17 protein-coding genes and 2 pseudogenes are annotated in these 25,875 nt (G+C 40.6%); 15 read left to right on the top strand and 4 right to left on the bottom strand.

Annotated features, from left to right (window positions below; genetic code table 11):
* Positions 1-263: 263 nt before the first annotated feature.
* From QUB80_RS18075 to QUB80_RS18065, 3 genes are all read left to right on the top strand, one after another.
* On the top strand, positions 264-476 hold the full coding sequence (locus QUB80_RS18075) for a hypothetical protein (protein ID WP_289790894.1): 213 nt from the start codon (positions 264-266) through the stop codon (positions 474-476).
* Between the two features lie 87 nt (positions 477-563).
* Positions 564-788, top strand: coding sequence for a hypothetical protein (locus QUB80_RS18070; protein ID WP_289790893.1), 225 nt, complete (start codon positions 564-566; stop codon positions 786-788).
* A 69-nt stretch (positions 789-857) separates the two neighbouring features.
* Entirely contained in the window at positions 858-1,058 is a 201-nt protein-coding gene (locus QUB80_RS18065; protein ID WP_336622327.1) for a type II toxin-antitoxin system RelE family toxin, read from the top strand.
* A 36-nt stretch (positions 1,059-1,094) separates the two neighbouring features.
* Here QUB80_RS18065 and QUB80_RS18060 read toward each other — a convergent pair whose 3' ends face one another.
* On the bottom strand, positions 1,095-2,117 hold the full coding sequence (locus tag QUB80_RS18060) for a helix-turn-helix transcriptional regulator (protein ID WP_289790892.1): 1,023 nt from the start codon (positions 2,115-2,117) through the stop codon (positions 1,095-1,097).
* A gap of 394 nt (positions 2,118-2,511) precedes the next feature.
* Here QUB80_RS18060 and QUB80_RS18055 point away from each other — a divergent pair.
* Together QUB80_RS18055 and QUB80_RS18050 are read left to right on the top strand one after the other, a co-directional pair.
* Positions 2,512-2,829: pseudogene (locus tag QUB80_RS18055) on the top strand (Uma2 family endonuclease); the annotation flags it as partial.
* 308 nt (positions 2,830-3,137) lie between these two features.
* Entirely contained in the window at positions 3,138-11,756 is an 8,619-nt protein-coding gene (locus QUB80_RS18050; RefSeq protein ID WP_289790891.1) for a phytase, read from the top strand.
* A 114-nt stretch (positions 11,757-11,870) separates the two neighbouring features.
* Here QUB80_RS18050 and QUB80_RS18045 read toward each other — a convergent pair.
* Positions 11,871-12,425 (bottom strand): annotated as a pseudogene (locus tag QUB80_RS18045) (NACHT C-terminal helical domain 2-containing protein).
* 557 nt (positions 12,426-12,982) lie between these two features.
* Between QUB80_RS18045 and QUB80_RS18040 the strand changes: the two are divergent.
* From QUB80_RS18040 to QUB80_RS18010, 7 genes are all read left to right on the top strand, one after another.
* Positions 12,983-13,741: an acyl-CoA desaturase gene (locus QUB80_RS18040; protein ID WP_289790889.1), complete on the top strand. Its 759-nt coding sequence runs from the start codon at positions 12,983-12,985 to the stop codon at positions 13,739-13,741.
* 145 nt (positions 13,742-13,886) lie between these two features.
* Positions 13,887-14,096: a hypothetical protein gene (locus QUB80_RS18035; protein ID WP_289790888.1), complete on the top strand. Its 210-nt coding sequence runs from the start codon at positions 13,887-13,889 to the stop codon at positions 14,094-14,096.
* 92 nt (positions 14,097-14,188) lie between these two features.
* On the top strand, positions 14,189-14,380 hold the full coding sequence (locus QUB80_RS18030; RefSeq protein WP_289790887.1) for an AAA family ATPase: 192 nt from the start codon (positions 14,189-14,191) through the stop codon (positions 14,378-14,380).
* Positions 14,381-14,877: 497 nt separating this feature from the next.
* Positions 14,878-15,633 carry a peptidylprolyl isomerase gene (locus QUB80_RS18025; RefSeq protein WP_289790886.1) on the top strand — a complete coding sequence of 252 codons (756 nt, stop codon included), beginning with the start codon at positions 14,878-14,880 and terminating at the stop codon, positions 15,631-15,633.
* 190 nt (positions 15,634-15,823) lie between these two features.
* Positions 15,824-18,823: a peptidase domain-containing ABC transporter gene (locus tag QUB80_RS18020; RefSeq protein ID WP_289790885.1), complete on the top strand. Its 3,000-nt coding sequence runs from the start codon at positions 15,824-15,826 to the stop codon at positions 18,821-18,823.
* 129 nt (positions 18,824-18,952) lie between these two features.
* The gene (locus QUB80_RS18015) at positions 18,953-20,533 is read left to right on the top strand and encodes a beta-barrel domain-containing protein (RefSeq protein WP_289790884.1); all 1,581 of its coding nucleotides are present in this window, start codon (positions 18,953-18,955) and stop codon (positions 20,531-20,533) included.
* 238 nt (positions 20,534-20,771) lie between these two features.
* A complete protein-coding gene (locus QUB80_RS18010) occupies positions 20,772-21,335 on the top strand; it encodes a Uma2 family endonuclease (protein WP_289790883.1) in 564 nt (187 codons plus the stop codon).
* Between the two features lie 31 nt (positions 21,336-21,366).
* Here QUB80_RS18010 and QUB80_RS18005 read toward each other — a convergent pair whose 3' ends face one another.
* Positions 21,367-21,495 carry a hypothetical protein gene (locus QUB80_RS18005; protein ID WP_289790882.1) on the bottom strand — a complete coding sequence of 43 codons (129 nt, stop codon included), beginning with the start codon at positions 21,493-21,495 and terminating at the stop codon, positions 21,367-21,369.
* A 153-nt stretch (positions 21,496-21,648) separates the two neighbouring features.
* Here QUB80_RS18005 and QUB80_RS18000 point away from each other — a divergent pair, with 153 nt between their 5' ends.
* From QUB80_RS18000 to QUB80_RS17990, 3 genes are all read left to right on the top strand, one after another.
* Positions 21,649-21,933, top strand: a complete 285-nt coding sequence (locus QUB80_RS18000) for a TroA family protein (protein WP_289790881.1) — start codon at positions 21,649-21,651, stop codon at positions 21,931-21,933.
* Between the two features lie 263 nt (positions 21,934-22,196).
* On the top strand, positions 22,197-22,694 hold the full coding sequence (locus tag QUB80_RS17995; RefSeq protein WP_289790880.1) for a DUF427 domain-containing protein: 498 nt from the start codon (positions 22,197-22,199) through the stop codon (positions 22,692-22,694).
* 215 nt (positions 22,695-22,909) lie between these two features.
* Positions 22,910-24,337, top strand: a complete 1,428-nt coding sequence (locus QUB80_RS17990) for a sodium/proline symporter (protein WP_289790879.1) — start codon at positions 22,910-22,912, stop codon at positions 24,335-24,337.
* Positions 24,338-24,403: 66 nt separating this feature from the next.
* Here the strand turns inward: QUB80_RS17990 and QUB80_RS17985 are convergent, their stop codons facing one another.
* Entirely contained in the window at positions 24,404-25,708 is a 1,305-nt protein-coding gene (locus QUB80_RS17985; protein WP_289790878.1) for a pentapeptide repeat-containing protein, read from the bottom strand.
* Between the last annotated feature and the right edge of the window lie 167 nt (positions 25,709-25,875).

Genomic DNA, 25,875 nt, shown 5'->3' with positions numbered 1-25,875 from the left:
GCTTCCCGTAAGGGTTGGGGGCTGCCGTAGACGCGAAGCGGCTTCTCATAGAGTACCCGTTCGGCGTTGGGCGTAGACGCAAAGCGGCTTCTCGCAGAGTAGCCCTTCCCGCAGGGTAGGGTAGGGCAGAAGGAAAGATAGTTTTCATTCTCTCTTTGTGTGATTTATGGCATGATTGTATGACTTGTGTTCTAATCATGTTGGACGAAGGTTACTTGCGTAAAAAGCGGTATAATTTTAAGAGAGTTTGCTATCCACCACAAATGACTAATCAGCAGCTTGAAGAATATTCTCAACAACTAGAAATGCGAGTTGCAATTTTAGAAAAAGAACTAGCAAAGATTAAACAAACATTAGCTGAATCCCTCAAGAGAAAAGAAACCTGGTGGTTAAAAGTTGCGGGTAGATTTGAAAACGACCCTACTTTTGATGAAACAGTTTGTCTTGGACAAGAATGGCGTAAATCAGCTAAGTAAATTTACCAAGATGAATCTAAGCTTTAAGCTTTTTGTGAGCGTGAAATTAAAGACAAAAGTAACTTCTCTCGACGACGAGGTTTAAATATGGAACATACAATAGATAAACAAGCATTACTCAAGGCAATTTATGCTGAGTTAGAAAATGCTTATGATGACACTTTACAAGAAATTTTAGAACTACTCAAAATTCGTAATCAAGAAGATAAAGAGGATGAAAGAGAATTTGAAGAAGGATTAAAAGATATAGCAGAAAACGGTACTATTCCTTGGGAAGAGATTAAACGGAATATGAAAAGAAATATTGCATGATTTATAAAGTTGAATTTTCTAAGGGTGCATTGAAGCAATTTAATAAACTTTCTCTAGAACTCTCTAGAACTGCAAGAACGCATCCAAAGGAAAATTGATAAACTTGCAAACGACCCACGTCCTAGTGGCGTTGGAAAACTTAAGAACGGCGAAAACCGCTATCGAGTTAGAGTAGGTAATTATCGTATTTTATACAATATTTGTGATGATATTTTATTAATAACTGTAGTCAGAATAGGTCATCGTAGAGAAGTTTATCGTGAAGAATAGTAAAGTAACACAATCTGCTTAAATCCTCTCATGATATTATTTAAGCGGCTTGTTACCCAATTGGAATTCTTTTGGTGAAACTCCAAATTTTTCTTTAAAAGCCTTGGCAAAATAACCCAAATGTGAATAGCCAACAGCATTCGCTACTTCTGCAACTTGCATTTTACTTTCAGCTAACATCATTTTTGCTTGCTCCATGCGATAATCGTGCAAATATCCGAATACCGTAGTTCCAAACACCTCTTGAAAACAGTAACGCAGTTTGCGAACGCCAAAACCGACTAATTTTGCTAAATCAATTAGTGAGGGTGGATTCTCGATTCGACGAATTAAAATATCTCTAGCATAATAGGTTTTTTCAATATCTACAGGTCTTAAATTTCCAACTGCTCGAATAGCTTGTTCTTGATGCAAAAACTGATTTAATTGCAGTGCCAATAATTCTAAAACTCTACTTTCTAGATACATCCGCTTCATCATTCCCTGAAAAGGGGGTTTAAGAATTTGCTGCAAAACCACAAACATTGCTGATGTAATTTTTCCAACAGTATAATGAAACCTGGGTGGAGAATTTTTCTTGATTAACGCTTGTAAGGAAGTTGGTAAATATTCAAAGCCTTGACTGAAAGTTTTAAATACATCAATATCTATATGAATAACTATCACTGATTCATACTCTCCATCTGAAAAATTATGAATTTCATCTACATTAGGTAAATAAAATAAATAGTTTCTTCCTACTGATTCAATATAATCATCAGGAATTTCTTTTATTCCCGGTGTAATTGTTCGTAAATCCCCAGAAATATGAAACTTAGAAATTAATGGATAGGATTGTTCGTGGTGAGACCAAAATTTTAACTCTTGATGATGTATTACATCTGCAATTATCAGTCTTAGTCCGGGACGTAGTTCAACTTCGTAAAATAATCCTGTAGCAAATTGATTTTCCCATTGACAAATCTCATCAAAACCATCATGATTTAGTAATCGTTTACCATTTGTTTTGATACTTTCTTCACACAACTGGTCATATTCTTCTTCTGTTAGTATATGCATTTTTAAGTTTTATCTTGATATATTTGAAGCAGCTATATGGGAGTTTTATCGCAGTGGATTTTCTGAGAATGTATTATGCCAATTCAGTTTTTGAGTGATATATGTTTAACCCCTCCAAACCTCCCCTTATCAAGGAGAGGCAGACGCTTGTGGGGGTTCCCCCCGTTGTGCAGACTAGCGTGAGGTGCCGTAGGCGATCGGGTTGTGTTACTTCCCCGATTTTTCTACAGCAACAAAGTGGTTGAGCAAATAATAATTATTTTCAATAATTATACATAATATTCTCTTGAGTCTCAATGGGTAGGTATTGGGACTTACGCACTCATATCCCCCAACCCCTTAGAAAGGGGAGCCACTATGCCCTTGCGGGTTTCCCGACTTGGGACATTGCCTTGTCAAAACCTTAGGTGAAGTCTACCTAGAACACCATCCTTACCCTGAAGATATTTTTTGGGTGATTGAATTCTCCAATGCCACTCTCAGCAAAGATTTAGGTGAGAAAAAAGAAATTTACGCTGAGGCAGACATTACTGAATATTGGGTTGTCAACCTGAAAACACCGCAACTAAAAGTATTTCGTGAACTCAAAAATGGGCAATACACAACTGAACTGACACTCACCACAGGCACTATTTTAGCCCTAGCCTTTCCTGATGTATCGATACAAGTTGAGCTCCTCATCGGTGTAGCGAAAAAATCTAAGGAACTATAATTTGAGGATATATTTTCTCATCATACCGTGATTCATAATCACAAACTTGTCAATTTTTTACTTCAATTTTTCTCAGCAAATAATCCTCGTTCTTAACCTTTTGCTAGCTAATTCTTAATATTTTTGGGGTATTTTCTTTTACTGAATACAAATTTATACCAAAAAGCATACAGCGCTCTCTGGTTAACTTCCAGCTACGGTAGTTAATTCAACTTGTCACATTCCTACGGAAGAAAAAGAGAAGCGTAACTTTGCAATTTTCGCTTTCATCCCAGCTATTTATTAGCGCTCATCAACTCATAATCAAGATGGAAACTTCTAGCACAATCCGTTTTGCTCAGTTTAATGCTTCCCTCAATCGCAATACTGAAGGTCAGTTAGTAACCGATTTATCTACGCCCGATAATGCTCAGGCAAAAGCTGTTGCCGAAATTATCCAACGTACCAACCCGGATATCTTACTGATCAACGAGTTTGACTACATCCAAGAAAATCCTTTGCAACCAGTCCAACTTTTCTTGGAAAATTATCTTGGTGTTAGTCAAAATGGTGCAACTCCCGTGAGCTACCCCTATGTTTACATTGCTCCCTCCAATACTGGTATTGCTTCGGGATTTGATTTAAACAACAACGGTGTAGTAGTAACTACTCCAGAAACACCAGGATACGGCGATGATGCCTTAGGTTTTGGCAATTTCCCCGGACAATTTGGCATGGTGCTGCTCTCCAAACATCCTATCGATACTGCCAATGTCCGCACCTTCCAAAATTTCCTCTGGAAGGATATGCCTGGATCTTTGCTATCTACCATTGCCACTCCTGGCTCTTCTGAACCTTGGTACTCGCCAGAGGAACAAAATATTTTGCGGCTTTCCTCAAAGAGTCACTGGGATGTACCCATACAGGTGAATGGAGAGACAATTCACGTCCTTGTTAGCCATCCTACACCACCAGTGTTTGATGGTCAGGAAGACCGCAACGGCAAGCGCAACCACGATGAAATTCGCTTTTGGGCAGATTACATCACTCCTGGTAAAGGAGATTACATTTATGATGATGGTGGCAAACAAGGTGGACTAGCTGCTGGCTCGCGTTTTGTGATTATGGGCGACCAAAATGCCGATCCATTTGATGGTGACAGTTATAACAACGCTATTCTGCAACTTTTGCAGAACCCCAATATCAATACTAATTTCATCCCCACCAGTCCCGGCGCTCCTCAACAGACAATTTTACAGGGTGGTGCAAACCTCAATCAAAAGGGTAATCCCAGCTTTGACACCGCAGATTTTGTTGATTCGACTCCTGGGAACCTGCGAACAGATTACGTGTTACCTTCTGTTGACTTGACAATTGCTGATTCAGGAGTATTTTGGCCCCTCAATACCGATCCTTTATTTCCCTTAGTAGGCACTTTCGATCCTAATCTTCCCGGTGGTTTTCCCAGTTCAGATCACCGTCTGGTGCGGGTAGATGTGCAGTTAGGAGCAACGGAACCAGGTAAGACTATTCCCAGCGCCGAATTTCAGGGACAAACTACTTTCCCTACAGGCTTTATTCCCCCTGGTGTCGCAGGAAGTGTAAATGGAACACCGACTGCTTTGGGTGGACTATCGGGTATTACCTACGATGCTGCTAACAACCAGTTCTATGCTATCTCAGACGATCGCTCTCAATTTGCCCCTGCCCGCTTCTATACTTTCACTGTCGATTTAGCTAACATAGCCACTGCGGGAGTAACTTTTACCAATGTTACGCCCCTCAAAGATAGTAATGGCAACTTCTTTGCACTCAACAGCCTCGATCCTGAAGGTATTGCCCTCACCAACAACGGCACGGTTTTCGTCTCTTCTGAGGGTGAAGTTAATCCTAGTGCAGGACGAGTTAGCGATCCTTTTATCAAAGAGTTTTCCGTGGTTACCGGAGAGGAAGTACGTTCTCTGCCCATACCCAAAAAGTTTTTACCAGTAGTAGAGGATACCAACGGCAATGGTGCTGTTGATGCAGGCGATACGCAGACATCTGGTGTTCGCAACAACTTAGCCTTTGAAAGCCTCACCATCACACCCAACCAGAAAACTCTATTTACAGCTACCGAAAACGCCCTCTTCCAAGACGGGGCAGTTGCCTCTACTACCACTGGCACCCGCTCTCGCATTCTGCAATACAACTTAGTTACCGGACAGCCAGAAAAGGAATACCTCTACATCACCGATCCGGTAGCTGTACCGCCAAACCCGGCAGATGGATTTAATACTAATGGGTTAGTAGATTTACTGGCAATTGACAATCGTGGGACTTTACTGGCACTGGAGCGTTCTTTCTCCTCTGGAGTTCCCGGCACAGGCAATACGAGCAAAATCTATGAAATTTCGCTTCAAGGTGCAACCGACATCAGCACCATCGACTCTCTCGATAATCTCAGCGAAACTCAACTAGCGGCAATTCAACCTGCCCAAAAGCGACTGTTATTGAATCTCGATTCCCTCAACTTGCCCACAGGTACAGATAATATCGAGGGTATAGCCTTCGGCCCCAAATTACCAGATGGCAGACAATCGATAGTTTTGGTGAGTGACAATAACTTCAGCCAAACCCAATTTACCCAAATCCTAGCTTTGGATGCAGATGTAGTTCCCACCGCTGCTCCCAGAGTTGAAACCCGTCCCGATCTACTGGACGATGAAACACTGCCCACAAGTCAACGTGCTGATGCTGACGATCCTGCTATCTATGTAAATGCGACTGATTCCGCTAAAAGCCTCGTACTAACAGCAGTTAAAAATGCCGGATTGCGGGTTTATAGCTTGTCTGGAAATCTGTTGCAGGAAATAAATCCTGGTGGTATTCGCTACAACAACATTGATTTGCAATATGGTTTTAGATTGGATGGTCAATCAATAGATATTGCCGTTGCTAGCGATCGCCAAAACGACAAACTAGCAATTTTCAAAATTAACCCGAATCCTACCACCCCCGGTCAATATTTAGAAGACATTACCGACAGCAGTATCAGCACTCTCTTCCAAGCCGCACCCTTTAGTCCTCCCTATGAGCCATCATCGCGGAGTGCTTACGGAGTTGCCATGTACCGCAGCCCCATCACCAATGATTACTACGTCTTTGCCAATCGTCGCGAAACTGGAGACATAGCACAGTTCAAACTCATAGACAAAGGTAATGGCAAAATTGGGGCTGAACGAGTGCGGGAATTTACCATACCCACAGCTGATGGAGTCGATCCGCAAACTGAAGGAATGGTTGCCGATCAAGAAACCGGCTTCCTTTATATTGGGCAGGAAAATGTGGGTATCTGGAAGTTCCAAGCAGAACCCGATGGTGGCACAACAGGTAAACTAATCGATAAAGTCAAAGCCTTGGGCGGCAATTACCTCAGCGACGATGTTGAAGGATTAACCATCTACTACGGCAAAAACGGCACAGGTTATTTACTAGCATCCAGTCAAGGAGATAACACCTTTGTAGCTTATACCCGTGAAGGCAACAACGAATACATCGGGCGCTTTGGTGTAGGTAACAACGGTGCAATTGACAGCGTGCAAGAGTCAGATGGCGCAGATGTCATAAATGTACCGCTTGGCTCCAAATTTCCATTTGGCTTATTTGTCACCCAGGATGGCTCCAATGAACCTGCCGTAACAGTTGATGATGAAAATATCAACACTAACTTTAAGCTCGTACCTTGGGAAAACATTGCCAAAACCTTCCCCGAACAACTAAATATTGACACCACTAGTTATAATCCCCGTACTCCTGTGGCACAACCAAAACTAAGTATTTACGAATTTAACAACCTGCCCAAGTTGGGAACCACCTCTTCTGGACAAGATATTTTCCTGGGCGGTTTCTCCGGGCTGTATTTCCAAGGACTTGCTGCAAATGGCAATCTCAAGTTTGTCACCCACACCGATCGCGGGCCAAATGGAGAAAGCATCGGTGCCAACAGACCATTTCCTCTGCCAGACTTTCAGCCAGAAGTAGTTAGTTTTGAACTTAACCGCACCACTGGTGAGATTACCATTACCAAGAGAACAGGATTATTTCGACAAGATGGCACAACCCCGCTCACAGGACTACCCAACCTGCAAGCTTCCACAAGCGGTACGGCTTACACTGATGAAATTCCTGTCGATCTAGCCAACAAAACCCTGCAAAACGATCCGTTGGGTGCAGACTTGGAGGGGATTGTTGTTGCCCCCAATGGCGACTTGTGGATGGTGGATGAGTACCGCCCGGCAATTTACCACTTTGATAGCAACGGTAAACTAATTGATCGCTTCATTCCCGAAGGTGATGCTACTGACGCGAGCAAAAATGGCGGCACTTTTTACGGTACACCCGCCCTACCTGCTGTTTACGCCCAAAGACGGAATAATCGTGGCTTTGAAGCTGTGGCGCTCGATGGTACAAAACTTTATGCCTTTATTCAAAGTGCAATTGATAATCCAGATGTCAGCAATGATGCAACTTCTAGAAATTCTCGCAATTTGCGAATTCTAGAATTTGATATAGTGACAAAGCAGGTAACGGGAGAGTATCTATACATCCTGGAAGGTTTACCGGGAACTGACAAAATAGGTGATGCTGTCGCTCTCGGCAATGGCAAATTCGTGGTTATAGAGCGAGACGATGAAAGTGATAACGCTGCCAACAAATTGCTCTACCAGATTGATTTGGCAGGAGCAACTAATATCAATAATCCGGAATTGTTCGGTACATTGCCTACAGGTAAAACCATTGAACAGTTAACTACTGAAGAGTTAGCCACTGCCAAAATCACCCCTGTCAACAAGAGCCTCATTGCCAATGCTGCTCAACTTGGTTATACCGGAGTTGAAAAACTAGAAGGATTAGCACTGGTAGCACCTAACACTCTGGCTCTGCTCAACGATAACGATTTTGGTGTGACAGAAACTCAAACAAATCCTGATGGCAGTACTGGCATTAAAGTTGATTCTCTTCCTTTAAAATTGGGTCTTTTGGAATTACCCAACAATTTGGAGGTGACTTCTCCACCCAAGGTTACACTGAAGGGTTTCGCCTCACTCCCAGCCGATACCTTCGCAGAAGGGCCTCCATCAGGCAGTGCAATTACAGGTAATACCAACGGACGCACTGTTCCATTTGATAAACAACCAGTGCAAGGATTTAGCGGTGTTCAATTTGCCGACGAAAATTCCTTCTGGTTCCTTTCTGACAACGGTTTTGGCGCTAAGAACAACAGTGCAGATTACCTGCTGCGGATTTATCGCATCGATCCTAGCTTCCGAGGTGCAGAGGTTGGGGGTGATGGTAGTGCCAAAGTGTTGGACTTTATCCAATTATCTGATCCCGATCGCAAAGTTCCCTTCGAGATTGTGAATGGAAATACAAGCGATCGCCTCTTAACTGGTGCAGATTTCGATGTGGAATCTATCGCGATCGCTGCTGATGGCACAATCTGGATTGGAGACGAATTTGGCCCTTATTTACTTCATTTCGATGCCACTGGCAAGCTGTTAGATGCTCCCATCCCCACACCAAATACAGTCAATTTAAATACATTGAATGGTAAACCGCCAATTGTAATTGGACATCGGGGTGCTAGCGGCGAACTACCAGAACATACTCTAGGAGCCTATAAATTAGCAATTGAGCGGGGAGCAGACTTCATCGAGCCTGACCTAGTTTCTACTAAGGACGGTGTATTAATTGCTCGCCACGAACCCAACTTAATTGCTACCACCGACGTTGCAGATCGTCCAGAGTTTAGCGATCGCAAAACAACGAAAATTGTTGATGGCAAGGCAGAAGAAGGCTTTTTTGCTTCTGACTTTACCCTGGCAGAAATCAAAACACTGCGAGCAAAGATGCCGCAAGATTTCCGTACCCAAGCGTTTAACGGCGTGTATGAAATTCCTACGTTTGAGGAAATCATCGAACTAGTTAAACAGGTTGAAACAGACACGGGACGTAAAATCGGTATCTATCCGGAAACCAAACACCCGACTTTCCACGATAACCTCGGCTTGTCTCTCGAAGAACCTCTGCTGGCAACTTTAGAAAAAACTGGATTTACAAATCCAAATCGGATATTTATCCAGTCTTTTGAAGTCAACAACCTCAAAGAACTAAATCAAAAAACCGACATCCCTCTAGTTCAACTCTTAGATGCAGTTGATGTCAGAGATGATGGAACCCTAATTGAAACGCAGCCCTACGACTTCGTTGTGAATGGTGATTCTCGCACCTACGCAGATTTACGGACACCAGAAGGCTTACAAGAAATAGCCACCTATGCTGATGGTATCGGCCCGTGGAAGCGGATGATCATCTCGGTGAAAGCTGTCGATAAAGATGGCGATGGAAAACCCGACGATATTAACGGCGACGGTGTGATTAATGATGCTGACAAAACCCTCACCGAACCAACTTCTCTAGTAGAAGATGCCCATGATACCGGGCTATTGGTACACCCCTATACCTTCCGCGATGAAGAACGTTACTTGGCATCAGATTATGACGGCGATCCTGCACAGGAATACAAGCAGTTTATTAATTTAGGTGTTGATGGCTACTTTACTGATTTTCCTGGTACGGGCGATGTAGCACGCGACCGAATTACCGCAGAGATTGTGCGATCGCCCGATCATCCCGATGTACTCAAAAAGACCGAGTTTCAAACCCTTGATGGCAATGCACCTATTGTGATTGGGCATCGGGGTGCAAGTGGTTTACGTCCAGAACACACTTTGGTAGCCTACAAATTAGCGATCGCTGATGGGGCAGATTTCATCGAGCCGGATTTGGTAGCTACAAAGGATGGGGTTTTGGTAGCCCGGCACGAAAATGCCCTGGCAATTCTCAATGCCGATGGCAGCGTGAATACCACCGACACTAGTACAGACATTTACTTGCGTCCAGAGTTTAGCGATCGCAAAACTACCAAAATTATCGATGGACGTAGTGTCACGGGTTGGTTTACCGAAGATTTGACTTTGGCAGAACTGAAAACCCTCAATGCCATTGAACGTCTACCCAATCTGCGCTCAACCAAATTTGACAACGACAACTTAAAGGTTCCTACTCTCACAGAAATCATTGATTTGGTGAAGCAGGTTGAACAAGAAACTGGCCGCAAAATAGGCATATATCCAGAAACTAAGCATCCTACCTACTTTGCAAATATCGGTATCAATTTGGGTGAGAAGTTAGTTGATACCTTAGTTGCTAACAACTTCACCGATCCAAAGCGGGTATTTATTCAGTCTTTTGAGGTAGGCAATCTCAAGGAACTGAAAAATGACTTGATGCCAAAGGCTGGCATTGATTTACCTCTGATTCAGCTATTTGGTGGCTTAACAGGCAAGCCTTATGATTTTGTTGTCAGTGGCGATTCCCGCACATATGGCGACCTCACTAGTCCCGCAGAACTGGCTAAAATTGCAGAGTATGCTACTGGAATTGGCCCTAATAAACGGTTGATTGTCCCTGCCGAAACAGTAGATCGTGATGGTGATGGTAAACCAGATGACTTGGATGGCGATGGCACAATTACTGATGCCGATAGGGTTCTGGGTACTCCCACTTCTTTGGTAAAAGATGCCCACGCCGCAGGCTTGCTGGTACATTCCTATACCTTCCGCAACGAAGGCATTTTCCTAGCATCTGATTACAACGGTGATCCGCAAAAAGAATTTGAGCAGTTTATCAATTTAGGGGTTGACGGTTACTTTACCGACTTTCCCGGTACAGGCGATCTCGTGCGCGATCGCTTTGTAGGTGAGCCAGTTGTCTCAAATCTTGCTCGTTCCAGAGGCTTTGAGGGTTTAGCAATTAGCCCAGATAAACAAACTCTGTATCCGTTGCTTGAAGGCACTGTCTTTGGCGATCCTGCTGGTTCGCTACGCATCTACGAGTTTGATGTAGCATCTGAGCAATATATGGGACTATTTGGCTACTACCAGTTGGAAAACCCCAATCATGCCATTGGTGACTTTACCGCCATCAACCACAACGAATATCTGGTGATTGAGCGAGATAACAATCAAGGTGCTGAAGCCAGATTCAAGAAAATCTTTAAAGTTGACTTATCGAAACAAGATGACAATGGCTTTGTTGCCAAAGAAGAAATCGCCGATCTGCTGAATATTCAAGATCCTAATGACTTGAATCAAGATGGCAGCAGCAGGTTTACTTTCCCCTTCCAAACTATCGAAGATGTGTTGGTACTAGATGCTAAAACGCTTTTGGTTGCCAACGATAACAATTATCCCTTTTCAGTGGGACGACCGCCCGCCATTGATAACAACGAATTTATCATCCTGGAATTAGACAAGCCACTGAATTTGCTTAATCCCACTCCGAACATCCCAGATTACGAGGACAAAAATAACTCGTTTCATCATTTAGGTAAAAGCTGGCAAGAAAAGCTAGAAAAAAAACTAATTGATTTGCGGGATGTGACACAGCAAGTGAAAGTTGAATTTGTGGTTAACACAAAAGCAGCATTCAAGAACTTTGTCGGCTTCTATCAGATAACCGATGAGATGGGTGGCATTGATATTAATAGTGATGGCACGGCAGACATTTTGCCTGGGCAAGCTGGCTATACTCAAGCTGCTGTGGGTGCACGTATTCCAGGCATTGACATAACTGTGAGCAACCAAGCCACTTATACAAGCATTTTTCAGCCTGGCAGCATCTATGCACCATTTATGATTGCGAATGGCAAACCGGAAGCAATTTTAGATGGCAATGCTAATAACGATCCAGCGGTGTACTTCCCATTCTTAGGAGCGAACCCAGACAAGATAGATCATATGCATTTGTTAGACAATAACATCTTTTGTTTTGAGGATTTACTAGGAGGCGGCGACAAAGATTACAACGATTTTGTTGTGAAAGTGAATTTGAGTATTACCTAAGAATAGCGATCGCTTGATTGCAAATTTTAGCTAATTTGATTGAGATGCATTGAGTTTACTGTTTTTGTACCCTGTGGGAAACTTCCCCAGGGACATTTATTTTTCATCTCAATGCTATTGCCATTCCCTATCTTCAAGTTCCTTTTGAGGCAACAATAAAGTTGCTTCAATTTCCTGCCTGATCGCAGCTGTCACCTCACAATTACTATTCAAGCAATCGAGCAATAACTGATTGGCATCATAGTAGCATTGCAGTACTTGCTGTTGCTGTTGGCTTGGGATGTCTTCGAGAATATTGACATCAATGTATATGTCATCGATTCCAACAGGACGGCTGATATCCAATAACTGCAAAATCCCACACTGATTTTGAATTTTTTCCTGGCGTTGCGATCGCACCTGTTGCACCAAGACATCAATATCTAAGACAGGAGCCTGGGCAAGTTCTGTGGGATCGGCAGCGATCTCGCGCCAATTCAATTCCAATATCGAACAAATTTCCACAAATATATGACGCTCAACCGGACAGAGAAAAACCGCCAAATGGGTTGTCTAGTCTTTAAGCCCGACTTCTAACGCCAAATTTTCCTGAGTCCACCCCTTGCGGGCAAACGCTCTTTTTGCCTGTTGAATTCCAATATGTGATGCTTGGAGCGATCGCCTGACCATAAGACAAAAAACTCATATGAAAATTTCTAAACTTAAATTTTTATGAACACTAAGGATTTTATACTTTTTCTTATGCTAAACATCTTTTGCTCTAGTTAAATCATACAAAAGTCAGAAAACGAGTGTAATGTCATCCAAGTATTTAAAGTTTTGTAACAAATTCAAACGCTATTCACTCATCTTATACTTCTCTAACCTTTGCCAAAACTTAATCTCAAGCACCCATCTGTCATACTGGAGGAGTACAAATTCAGAGCTTCTCTATGAACACTGGTTAGCTCTTAAGAGCGACGACAGTAGATAAAAACCTGATTACTATAACTAGAAGAGCGCAATATTACAAATATTTAAACAAAGTTTTTATAGTTTTTTATAGTAATAATTGCTATTTCCAAAAATGATTCAAGAGCTTGCATATGTTATCAAGACAAGAATATAAAATAGATATCTTAGGCAATATTCCTTTTATATCAATTCATATTAGTAGTCTATTAATTTTTTGGGTGGGTTTTAGTTGGACTGCTCTCATTACATGCCTTACACTTTGGTTCATACGAATGTTTGGGATCACAGCAGGATACCACCGTTATTTTTCACATCGCACTTATAAAACAACGCGTTGGTTTCAGTTTATTCTTGCTGTTTTAGGTAATTCCTCAGCTCAGTTAGGCCCGTTATGGTGGGCAGCGCGTCATCGTCATCACCATCGCTATGCAGATACAGAACAGGATATTCATTCCCCCATTGTTAATGGTTTCTGGTGGTCGCACGTTGGCTGGGTGATGTGTCCTAAATATTCCAAAACAGACGAAAAGCAAGTCCGAGATTTTGCACAATATCCAGAGTTGCGGTGGTTAAACCGTTTCCATATGACAGTTCCTATTGTACTAGCAATCATTTTAACTGCAATTGGTATAGTGTTGCAATTGTGCTTTCCTCAGCTAAAAACGACTGGGTTACAGATGCTTGTGTGGGGATTTTGTTTAAGTACTTTGCTACTTTATCACACGACTTTTACAATTAATTCTCTTGCCCATATCTTTGGTTATCGTCGTTTTAACACAACAGATAGTAGTCGCAATAATTGGTTTTTAGCTCTAATTACTCTCGGCGAAGGTTGGCATAATAATCATCATTATTATCCTGCTTCAGAACGGCAAGGCTTCTACTGGTGGGAGATAGATGTTACCCATTACATTCTGAAGCTACTTTCATGGCTAAGAATCGTTTGGGATTTAAGAACTCCTCCCAGAAAAATCTACGCTCATTATGTCTTCAATACTCACAACTCAAACGTCTCAAATTATCAAAATTGATGATAGTAATGCCCCATTAAAGAACAACCTTCTCCCTCTCATTTACGCTTTCTTTATAAAGTCGTTCGTATTGCCCTACGGCACCGCCTCTACCCTCGTTATTGTTTAGGCATTAGCGCGACGCCCGGCTGAAACGTGGATTGCTGTGTTTATTGTATTTGCTGGAATTTCTCTTTCCGAGCTTTCTAAACGAGCATGGAGACGAGAAGCACAGCCATTGACTAACTCTCAAGAAACTGTTATGACACAGACAAACATCACCTCTTCAATGAACGATAAGCGCAATGCTTGGCTTTGGGGATTAACACCTCAGACTGAACTAGTCAATCCTCTGAGTTCGAGACGCTTGTTTTAACTTTTATGCCGTAGTTAATCAAATAAGCCCAGAAATGAAACAACACCCTGTAATGCTGAAGGAGAGAAAATACTAAATCATCATCCTATGGTTTGCTAAGTTCTCCAGGGGGTTATCGTTTTTTTGCACTCGTTACAACGGTGATTGTGCTAGCAGCCACGAATCGTTCTGAAGTCTTAGATCCTGCTCTATTGCGTCTTGCTCGATTTAACCGTCAAGTGTTAGCGATCGCCGGGAACTGTCGGGGCGAGAAGCAATTTTCAAAATTTATACTCAGAAAGTAAAGCTGGGTAAGGATGTGCAATCTTAAAGTGATCGCGACTCAACTCTTAGAGATGAAAGTGAGTGAGGGTGAGAAAGTGTACTGTTTGCGGAGCCAGGTTCAAACTGCAAACAATTTCACCGTTTCAGATAAACCTAATTTAACTTCAGGAGTTCGTTAATGTTGGTTTTCACGAATGATTTAGGACTGCCATAGCGTCTTTTTGATGTCCTAAATTAGGATACACCTCATACCATTTAACTTTTTGAGTGATTCATATTCAACCCCTCCCAACCTCCCCTTACTAAGGGGAGGTGCCGTAGGCGGTGGGGTACATCCATATCAACCTTTTCGTGAAATAGTATCACAAGCATAAATATGGCTTGAGTAGACTGTGTACAATTCCAAACGCACATATTGAGCCTGAATGCAATTCACTTTTTTTAACCTGAGTTTAACCTTCTGTGACTAATTAGTTTGAGAAAATCTACTACTATCGCAATTCCTTTGAAAAGTTTTATGTCTCCAGTTCTGCAAGTAGGCGATCGCACACTGACAGCCACAGAAGTTTTACCACTGCTAGCAGAATACCAACTGCTACCACAGCTAGTAAAAGAGATAGTCATCAGCCAAGCAATAGCAGAAATTGAGTGTACGCAACAGGAGACTAAGCTTGCTTGTCAACAATTGGCTCAACAATATCAACTCACTTCTGATGCTATGCTTCAGCTTTGGTTGCAGCAAAATAACATGAGTGCCAAGCAATTTGAAGCGCTGGCTGTTCGACAATTAAAACTAGAAAAATTCAAACAAAATAACTGGGGAAAAGATTTAGATGCTTATTTTATTCAACGCAAACCCTTATTAGATCGCGTTGTTTATTCTCTGATAAGAACTACTGATCTAGGTATTGCCCAAGAAATTTACTTTCGCATCAAAGAAGGAGAGCAGTCTTTTATCCAACTAGCACGAGAATTTGCACAAGGCCCAGAAAAGGAAACAGATGGTTTAATAGGGCCAGTAGAATTACAAGCACTTCATCCAGTTTTAGCGAAATTATTATTATCCTGTCAACCACAGCAATTATTACCACCTACCCAAGTAGGCGATTGGATTGTGATTGTTCGTCTAGAAAAATTGCTAACAGCTAAGTTAGAAGCTTCGATGCGTCAACGATTAATCAATGAACGTTTTCATCAATGGCTACAAATGCAAATTTCAGCACAGAATTGGCAGATTCATCAATCTGAATTAATTGCTACTACTAATCGTTAATAGTTAATAACTAATAGCTAATAGCTAATAGCTAATTGATAATGGTAATTAACTATTAGCAAAAACTCTATATTAATCTTAAAACATTTACAAAAACTTCATTTTTTTATTCTTTCTCTTTGTGTACTTTGTGGTTTCTTATTCTCGGCATTTTTGAAATCAGATAGAACTGCTATAATTTACAATTATCATGACTTATATTCAAAGCTCTTTTCAGGAATTTATTTCTACTATCAAAGGTTTTGACAAATTACCAACTGCATTAGTCACAAATTTCTCACAAAAATTACAACCTTGGCGCTATCGCATCGGTCAAAAGATTCTTGACAAAGAAAGAATTCCCGACCGCATAGCAATTCTTTATGAAGGTAAAATACGATTGTTGGCATATGACCCCCGCACCCAAATGCCAACTACGATAAAATTGCTAGAACCAGGAGCAATTATTGGCGAAATTAGTTTACTGAGAAACGTAGCTTGTGAAACAGCGATCGCTTCAACTGAAGTTATATGTTTAACAATCAGTTCCATAGACTATTCGCGTTTGCTTGATGAGTATTCAACTTTTGGCGATGCTCGTCAAAATCAGTGTCATTTAATCGAAATATTTGATATTTTAGGTGCGCAACAACAAGTACAAGCTCAAGCGAATATTAATATTAAAGAACTTGCTCAAACAGCATTGCCAGAAGCAAAGGTACATCACCTCCCACCAGGTAAAACTTCATTTCACCAGTTAGATAGAGAATACATTTGGTTTGTCAGTGGCGGTGGAGTAATAACTGAATTTCCTGTTGGTTCTCGTTTGGAATCGAGCGTTGAACAAGATGTACTTGAGGTGAAGGGGAAAAATTCAGCGCGTTTAGTTGGGTTAAGTAGCTCAACTTTATTACCTCATAGTTATCAGATACAAACTCAGATACAACAGAGTCAATTAAATCATACAGACAATCTTGATATTCCTTACGCACCAGAGGAAGAATCGCCACCAGATTTTACTACTGCCAAGACAGAGCAGAAAATCAAAAAGTATCCATTTGTACATGGCAGGGGAGAATTAAAGAGTGCGATCGCCTGCTTTCAAATGTTGTGCCAATATCTACAAATACCGTTTCGACGGGAAGTTGTTCGCCGCGTCTTAAATGAGCAACTCAAACGTACTGGGAACATATCTTTTCCTGTTTGTGCCTACTTAGCAGAATTAATCGGACTTAGGGCGCAATTAGTAGATATACCTGTTGCTAGTGTCACGCGCATCCCAACACCAGCGCTGATTTCCTACGGTGATAGTTATGCAGTTGTTTATGAAGCAAGCTCGCGCATTGTTGTTTTAGGTGTACCAGAACAAGGAATTCTGCGTTGCAAACCGGCTGAAGTAGTTACCCAATTGAATGCAGAAGAAAACAGCTATCCATCACAAGCAAAGGTATTGCTACTTTCTCCCAGCAAAACGACACCCCAGGAACGTTTCGGTTTACAATGGTTTCTTCCCTATTTATCACGCTACCGCCGTGTACTGTTAGAAGTTTTTATTGCTTCATTTTTTGTACAATTGGCAGCCCTAGCTAACCCACTAGTTATTCAGTTAATTATCGATAAAGTCATTGCTCAAAACAGTATAAATACCTTGCATATTTTAGGTGTTTTACTGTTAGTAGTAAGCTTATTTGAAGCTGTACTTAGTACACTGCGAACTTACTTATTTGTCGATACTACTAATCGTATCGATATGGGTTTGGGTTCAGAAATTATTGACCACTTGCTACGTCTACCATTACGCTATTTTGAACGTCGTCCAGTTGGAGAACTTTCCACCCGCATCAACGAGTTAGAAAATATTCGCTCTTTTCTCACTGGCACTGCTTTAACAGTGGGTTTAGATGCTCTATTTTCAGTGGTTTATATCATCGTCATGCTCATTTACAGCTGGCAACTAACGCTAGTTGGTTTAGCAACAATTCCAGTATTTATAATTATCACTTTGATTGCTTCTCCCACAGTTAGTAAACAACTACGTAGCAAAGCAGAACGCAATGCCCAAACTCAATCTTACCTGGTTGAGGTTATGTCTGGTATTCAAACCGTAAAAGCGCAAAATATCGAAATGCGATCGCGCTTTTCATGGCAAGAGCGTTATGCTCGTTATGTTGCTGCTGGATTTAAAACTGTAGTTACTTCCACTCTCGCTAATTCTACTAGCAATTTTCTCAATAAATTAAGTAGCCTGCTGGTGCTTTGGTTGGGTGCTTATTTAGTGTTGCAAGGAGAATTAACTTTAGGAGAATTAATTGCCTTTAGAATTATCTCTGGTTATGTCACTAGTCCGATATTACGTTTGGCACAACTTTGGCAAAGCTTCCAAGAAACAGCCTTGTCTTTGGAACGTTTAAGCGATATTGTTGATACACCACAAGAAGCAGAATCAGACCGTTACAATATTCCCTTACCTGCAATTATAGGAGCGGTAAAATATGAAAATATCTCTTTCCGCTTTAATACAGGTAGTGCGCTACAACTTGACAATGTCAGCCTAGATTTTCCTGTCGGTAAATTTGTGGGAATTGTTGGCAAAAGTGGTGCAGGTAAAAGTACTTTAATGAAATTATTAATCCGGTTGTATGAGCCAGAATCCGGCAGGATTTTAGTTGATGGTTATGATATAGCCAAAGTAGAACTTTATTCTCTGCGCCGACAAATTGGTGTTGTTCCTCAAGATACGCTGTTATTTGATGGTACAGTCCAAGAAAATATAGCTCTCACCAATCCTGATGCCACAACAGAAGAAATTATCGAAGCTGCCAAAATTGCAGTCGCTCACGAATTTATTATGAACTTACCTAACGGTTACAATACGCGAGTCGGCGAGAGGGGTACTGCACTTTCCGGTGGGCAAAGACAAAGAATAGCGATCGCGCGTTCAGTTTTGCAAAAACCAAAATTATTAGTTCTAGACGAAGCAACCAGCGCCTTAGATTATCCTACAGAACGGCAAGTCTGCCTCAACTTAGCACAAGCATTCAAAGGAACAACAGTATTTTTCATTACTCATCGTCTCAACACTGTCAGAAATGCAGATATCATTGTCGTCATGGATGGTGGTAGAGTCATCGAACAAGGAAGTCATGCCCAATTAATGGCTTTAAGAAATCATTATTTTTATTTATTTCAACAACAAGAAGTGAATTTGTAAATGTTTAAGAATTAGTAGGGGTGGGTTTTGTTGATTATATAAACGATTAAAACCAACAATTGATTTTCTAAACTCGCCCGTACAGTGGGTGATACTAATATCTACTAATAATTCAAACTTAAAATCATTATGAATGGTAATCACGCTAACAGCAGTTCTAACGGTAACCATAAAAATGGAGCAACATTAGAAGATAAGCAGGTATTAACTCTTGCAGATTCTAAAGCTTCTAAACCTTCTGCTTCAAAAGACTATCAAGAAACTTCATTTGAGCAATCAGTTGTGCTACGCCAATCTCCTGTATGGTCACGCGCAATTATGGTAAGTTTGATAGGTTTAGCTTGTTTTGGAATAGCTTGGACGTATTTTGCCAAAATTGAGCAAGTAGTTCCCGCTACCGGGCAATTAAAGCCAGAAGGAACTGTTAAGGAAATTCAAGCTCCAGTCAATGGAGTAGTAAAAGCTATTTATGTTAAAGATGGGAAAAAGGTAAAACCTGGTGACTTATTACTAGATTTCGATCCAACTGCCAATGATGCCGAATTAAATTCTTTAAATAAAATTCGGACTTCTTTAATTCAAGAAATACAAATATATCGGAATTTATTTGCTTCCACTTCTCCTGTCGCTGCCGATGTAGAACTTTTGCGTGGCAATTTACCGAAAGAAGCTGCTTTCCTGTTGAAGAATCGTGCTGCTTTAGTTGCCGAAAATGAATTGTTGCGAAAAGAATTGAAGAATTCTCCTACAGATAAAAACATGGGTGTTGATGAAAAACAACGCCTAGAGGCTGCTAAAAGAGAGTTAGATTCTCGTTCTACAGCAGCCCAGATGGAAATTGAGCAAATCAAGAAAAGACTCTCTCAAAATCAGATTCAAATATCTGATGCTCAAGCTAGTTTAGCTATTGAATCAAAAATTTTAGATAAAATGAAAACACTATCTGAAGAAGGAGCGATCGCTCAACTTCAGTACCTCCAACAGCAACAAAAAGTACAAAATAATAGCGCACAAGTAGCGCAATTAATTGAGGAAAATAAACGTCTTGAATTTGACATCGAACAAGGAAAAGAAGAATTAAAAAATACAGTATCTGCTTCTGAGAAAAGTGTTTTAGAGAAAATAAGTGATAACAAAAATAAAATTGCTGATATTGATAGTCAGCTAACTAGAATTTTGTTAGAAAATGAGAAGCAGTTAGCTGAAGTTAATAGCAAAATCTCACAAACACGATTGAACACTAAATATCAAAGTCTTCGTGCGCCTGTAGCGGGAACTGTATTCGATTTACAAGCTAATAACCCTGGATTTGTAGCAAATGCCAGCCAGGAACTACTAAAAATTGTACCAAATGATAATTATATTGCTGAAGTTTTAATTACAAATAAAGATATTGGTTTTGTTCGCGAAGATATGAAAGTTGATGTCCGAATTGATTCTTTCCCTTTTAGTGAATTTGGTGATATTAAGGGAACAGTCACTTGGATTGGCTCGGATGCTTTACCACCAGAACAAACCCATCCCTACTATCGCTTTCCAGCCAAAATTAATTTGCATCAACAGTCTTTAAACATTAAAGGTAAAACTATTCCTCTGCAATCGGGAATGTCTATTAGTGCTAACATTAAAGTTCGTGAAGAAAGAACTGTGATGAGTCTATTTACAGAGCTGTTCACTAAGCAAATTGAAAGTCTCAAAGAAGTACGTTAGTCAAAGAAAACTCACCATACAGGTACTGCTCAATAAAGAAGTAGCTAAACGTCCAGTTGTAAAGATGTTGGCATTGTTGGGTGTTGCGGTAAATCCTGGTAAATTAGTCTAGGAGTAGGAATTAGTGGTGGGTGTGCTAATGGCTTTAATACGGGTCGAACGCAAGCTAATTTCCTCCTGCTAAACTTTTAATTAAAAGGAACTGAGTATTAATAAAAAAGGCACGAGGAAAGGTTCAATGAATACTGTTGTCCTCAATCTGGAACCGATCGTTCATTTAAGTGATGAGCAATTTTATCAATTGTGTCTTGCCAATCGTGATTTAAGCCTGGAAATGAATGCAGCAGGAGAATTAATTATTGTGCCACCAGTAGGAGGAGAAAGCGGAAATCAAGAAGCTAGACTGATCGCTGATTTAGAAATCTGGAATCGTCAAGCTAAATTAGGCAAAGTCTTTAGTTCTTCGACTATCTTTATCCTGCCGAATGGTGCCAAACGTTCCCCTGATGCGGCTTGGGTAAAATTGGAACGATGGGAAGCTTTAACGCCAGAACAAAGAAAAAAAATTCCGCCACTGGTACCCGATTTTGTGATTGAACTGCGTTCTGAGACAGATCGGCTGCAACGTATCCAAGAGAAAATGCAGGAATACATAGAAAATGGTTTGCGTTTGGGATGGCTAATTAATCCCCAAGATGCAAGAGTGGAAATTTACCGCACTGGAAAAGCTGTAGAAGTTATACAAATGCCAGCGATTCTTTCTGGAGAAGATGTATTACCTGGGTTTGAGTTGCAAGTGTAGGTAGGCGATCGCTTGCACCTATTCCCCGTATCTATTCAACGTTTTGCATAAATTCTTGATGTTCAGTGCTAGCTAAAACTGCTTGCAAAACTGATAGCACTGTTGCCATCTCTCCTGACAGTAAAGCTAATCGCCTTCTGACATAGATATACCAACCCAAGCATTACCTCATGTAAAAGTCAGTAGAGTGGGCGATCACAAATTTCCAGATGATTTCTCGAAGTTATCGAAGAATGGCCTTATTAAATTTTAGGGAAGCAATTAATTTTTCCCATTAAAAATTTTGGGCGTTGCAGAATAAAAATATGAATGAGTGCGATCGCTATGCAATGTCCAAGGTGTACATCAACTCACATTCGTAAGAGCGGGAAACATTGAAGATGCAGATGGAGATTTGATCTTTCTGCAACAGCATCCACAAGCAGATAACTATCAACACTATCAACATATTACTAACCATCCTTTGTGGCTCCAATTGAATGCAGTTCAGCCAGGCAAAGTCCACGAGGTAAGTGATGATTATTGGCATCGTGGCAGCTATATTGCTGCCAATCGAATTCTTGATGACTTGTTTAAATACTTTGTAGACAAACAGTAACATTTATGTCTTTAGAGCTAATGGGGCTAAAAGCTATGTGATGCAACCCTTCTACAATATTGTGCAAGGATGATTGCCTATCTTTTATAAAACAGGCTTTGCCAGTAGATTCTTTAAGCTACAACTAACGGCATCTTGACTTTAGGAACTGCGATCGCTTTTTAGTCTATATTAAAAAATATTAAAATTTATTCAGATCTGTTAGTAAAAACTCTTCCTCATCCCCAGTCACTAGTCCCCATTCCCCTTTACAATCTCAGAAGATGGTAAAACCTCAACGCATCGATCCCGCCCCCGGACAAGAATCAGTTTGGGACTATCCCCGCCCTCCTCGCCTGGAGGATACAAACAAGCATATCCAAGTCATATTTAATGATGTCATCATTGCAGATACCCATCGTGCCAAGCGTGTTTTAGAAACCAGTCATCCACCTGTTTACTACATTCCTCCAGAAGATATCAAAATGGAGTACCTGATTCAGGTACCGCAATCAAGCTTTTGTGAGTGGAAAGGAGGCGCTGGTTACTACACTATCCGCGTGAATCAAAAAGAAGTACAAAATGCTGCTTGGTTCTATCCCAAACCCACACCAGCCTTTGCAACAATAAAAAACTATGTAGCTTTTTATGCCCATCTCATGGATGCCTGTTACGTCAATGAGGAAAAGGTGCAACCCCAACCAGGCAATTTCTATGGTGGCTGGATAACTAGCGATATTGTCGGGCCTTTTAAAGGTATTCCTGGTAGTTGGGGATGGTAATATAGGAATCCGATTTGATTACTGAATTACTCGTAGAAATAGGGAACAGGGAACAGAAGGTAACTAGAGGTGTACTGATTTTTTCAAAAATCAAATATGAGTCTCATAGTGCCTGAAGTATTTTTTTGAAAATCTGTTTGCAGGTAGATTCTACTCTTTAGGGAAATTAAGGGATGATTTGGTGTGGCCTACAGTTCCCCTAATTCTAATTCTTTATGGCTAGTCAACTGTCTATTGCAGCTACTTTCATCGCATTTCTTGCCTTAATTGTCTTTGTCGGAATCTACTCTGCAAACCACAAGCAAAATACAACAGCCGATTACTTGCTAGCTAGCCGAGGGGTAAATCCTTGGCTGACAGCACTATCAGCAATGTCAACCGGACAGAGTGGTTTGTTATTTTTGGGTCAGGTTGGCTTTGCCTATAAAATAGGAATCTCTTCTATTTGGTTGGTGATTGGCTGGGCAATAGGAGATTACATTGCCTGGTGGTTTTTTTTCAAACGGTTAAGACAAGTGTCTGAGGAAACTTCATCTGATACAGTCTCTGCCTTTCTTGCTCATAATACCTCAGGTGCTCGTTGGATTTCTATTGTTTCAGGTGTAATAATTATCGCTTTTCTTGGTTCCTATGCAGCCTCACAACTTGTTGCCGGCAGCAAGGCACTGAATGTGGTGTTTGGTTGGGATTACTACCTGGGAATTGTACTTGGAACTATCATTGTCATCATTTATTGTTTTTCTGGAGGTGTGCGCGCCGAAATTTGGACAGATGCAGCCCAAGGGATCATCATGATTGGTTCGTTACTGCTGTTATTGACGGTTGCGATCGCTAACGGTGGTGGAGTTGCACAACTGTGGACAAAACTAGCAGCTATTGATCCAAAACTAGTTAGCCTGAGTCCCACAAATCTTCCTCTAGGCTTTATACCCTTTTTGTTTGGTTGGATTGTAGCTGGGTTTGGTGTGGTAGGACAACCTCATATCCTGACACGAGCAATGGCGATTGACTCACCTGACAATGTGAATCAAGCTCTTTATATCAAAACTATTTGCGGTTTAGTAAATTCTTTTTCTGCGATCGGTGTAGGTTTAGCAGCACGAGTTCTTTTACCTGAGTTGATGGAGGGGGGAGATCCAGAGTTAGCTTTGCCCTATCTAGCACAGGAGTTGTTGCCCTCTATCTTTGTTGGGCTTATGCTAGCAGGAGTATTTGCTGCTACTATGTCTACCGCCGATTCACAAATTCTTTGTTGTTCAGCAGCACTCACCCAAGACATTTTTCCTAACTTTGCTAACTCTTATAAATTAGTCAAGCTCGGAACCTTGACTGTAGCAATGATTGTATTAAGTATTGCTCTAGCTGGTGATAATAATGTATTCCTTTTGGTTACATTTTCTTGGTCAGCTTTAGCTTCCGCTCTAGGCCCATTACTAATCTTACGTGTTTGGCAATTACCTGTAAGTACATTTGTAGCACTGTTGATGATGGCTGTTGGCATTACTGCCGCCATGATTTGGAGTTTAGTATTCAAATGGTCAAATATTGTCTACGAAGTGCTTCCAGGGATGGCTGCCAGTACTTTGGTTTACTTGGTTGCCCGGCTTGTGAATGCCAATCCATTCCTAGAGAGAAAAAGATAGATTAGGTGTGATTGGATCTCGCATTTGTTAATACTACAAGAGCGATCGCCTAACTCAGCTTCAAAACTAATCTTCAAAAATTGCTCCTTGTTGCTTCAGCTGTTGTTTCATCTCAACAGACAGCCCTGAATTCCTAACAAATCGGGCATTTTCTAATATCGCCCCTTTAAATTTAACACCACTCAAATCAGCATTTCTAAAGTCGGTATCCTGAAGATTGGCATCCTGAAAATCGGCATTTTTAATATCTTTACCCTCAAGCCCCTGATTGACAATCTCCCAAACTAAACGCCATTTCCGATCCAATTTTGTTGCCTGATTAATTTTGACATTTTTTAAGTTAGCACCATTTAGATTGGCTCCAGTCAGATTAGCGCCTTCCAAGTTAGCATTCTCTAGGTTTGCATCGGTAAGATCCGCATGATTAAAGCTAACACCTACTAACTGAGCAAAACTGATGTCAGCATTCTTCAACTTGGCATTCTTCAACTTGGCATTGCTGAGTTGAGCATTCTTGAGAACTGCATTACTAAGATTGGCATTATTTAACTTGGCATTACTCAGATAAGCGCTACTAAGGTTGGCATCTGCTAGTTGAGCATTGTTTAGGTTCCCATTCCATAAATAAACACCATTAAGATTGGCATTTTTGAAATTTGCATATACTAACTGAGCATTGCTGAGGTTAGCACCACTAACATTGGCTCCAACTAACTGAGCATTACTAAGGTTGGCATTCCCAAGGTTCGCATCTGTTAATTCGGCATTGCTGAGGTTGGCACCTATTAATCGGGCATTATTGAGGTTAGCACTGACTAAATGAATACCCTCAAGCCGAGCGTCTTCAAGATTAGCATTGCTGAGATTAGCACCTCTCAAATTAGCATTTCTCAAATTAGCATTTTTTAGGTTTGTACCACTAAGATAAACACCATCAAGATTTATTTCTGCCAACTGAGCATCACTCAAGTCTGCAAGAAAGAAAGTCGCACTGCTATTAATTTGGTTCTCTGCTTTTTGGTTAAGAATTTTTTGGAGAGAATTCTGAGTTATATTAAATTCTTTTGTTTGGTTACTTTCTATATTTTTAAGACTATTAATATCTAGAGCAAAATCTGTCAATAGAATTTTAGCATGAGACTTTGATATTTCTGTTTCTTTTTGAAATTCTTTTTTACTCTGCTGTCGCTGCTGATTCCAAAAAATAAATAAAACACTTAAGCAATAAATAAAAATTAGTAAAATTGCTGAAATTATATCTTTTATTATTAGTAAAATAACTATTAAACCTAAGCTAATTAAACAGATTTGTTGAAGTAAAAAACTCAGTCTTTCATATATATTAATATCTTTACGCTTGGCTACAGTCATTCCAAAATCTCCACTCACATTACTAAAACTACTCAGATATATCTATGAACTTGTCTTAATTGCACATATCAATAGCAATCAAAGTAAATTAATCTTGCTACAGTTCATCTATTAATTATGATTCAAAAATTTATGAATTATTCAGAGCTAAATAAATGATATAAACA

Origin of the sequence: Chlorogloeopsis sp. ULAP01 (genome assembly GCF_030381805.1) — a bacterium.
Lineage (GTDB): Bacteria > Cyanobacteriota > Cyanobacteriia > Cyanobacteriales > Nostocaceae > Chlorogloeopsis.
Note: the sequence above shows the minus strand (reverse complement) of the source record. Positions and strands in the feature narration are given on the sequence as shown.

Bases quoted from the DNA above. Each gene is read 5' to 3' on its own strand.
- QUB80_RS18015 (WP_289790884.1), top strand. From the start codon at position 18,953: ATGAATGGTAATCACGCTAACAGCAGTTCTAACGGTAACCATAAAAAT.
- QUB80_RS17995 (WP_289790880.1), top strand. From the start codon at position 22,197: ATGGTAAAACCTCAACGCATCGATCCCGCCCCCGGACAAGAATCAGTT.
- QUB80_RS18020 (WP_289790885.1), top strand. From the start codon at position 15,824: ATGACTTATATTCAAAGCTCTTTTCAGGAATTTATTTCTACTATCAAA.
- QUB80_RS17985 (WP_289790878.1), bottom strand. From the start codon at position 25,708: ATGACTGTAGCCAAGCGTAAAGATATTAATATATATGAAAGACTGAGT.
- QUB80_RS18040 (WP_289790889.1), top strand. From the start codon at position 12,983: ATGTTTGGGATCACAGCAGGATACCACCGTTATTTTTCACATCGCACT.
- QUB80_RS18070 (WP_289790893.1), top strand. From the start codon at position 564: ATGGAACATACAATAGATAAACAAGCATTACTCAAGGCAATTTATGCT.
- QUB80_RS18050 (WP_289790891.1), top strand. From the start codon at position 3,138: ATGGAAACTTCTAGCACAATCCGTTTTGCTCAGTTTAATGCTTCCCTC.
- QUB80_RS18025 (WP_289790886.1), top strand. From the start codon at position 14,878: ATGTCTCCAGTTCTGCAAGTAGGCGATCGCACACTGACAGCCACAGAA.
- QUB80_RS18075 (WP_289790894.1), top strand. From the start codon at position 264: ATGACTAATCAGCAGCTTGAAGAATATTCTCAACAACTAGAAATGCGA.
- QUB80_RS17990 (WP_289790879.1), top strand. From the start codon at position 22,910: ATGGCTAGTCAACTGTCTATTGCAGCTACTTTCATCGCATTTCTTGCC.
- QUB80_RS18010 (WP_289790883.1), top strand. From the start codon at position 20,772: ATGAATACTGTTGTCCTCAATCTGGAACCGATCGTTCATTTAAGTGAT.
- QUB80_RS18060 (WP_289790892.1), bottom strand. From the start codon at position 2,117: ATGCATATACTAACAGAAGAAGAATATGACCAGTTGTGTGAAGAAAGT.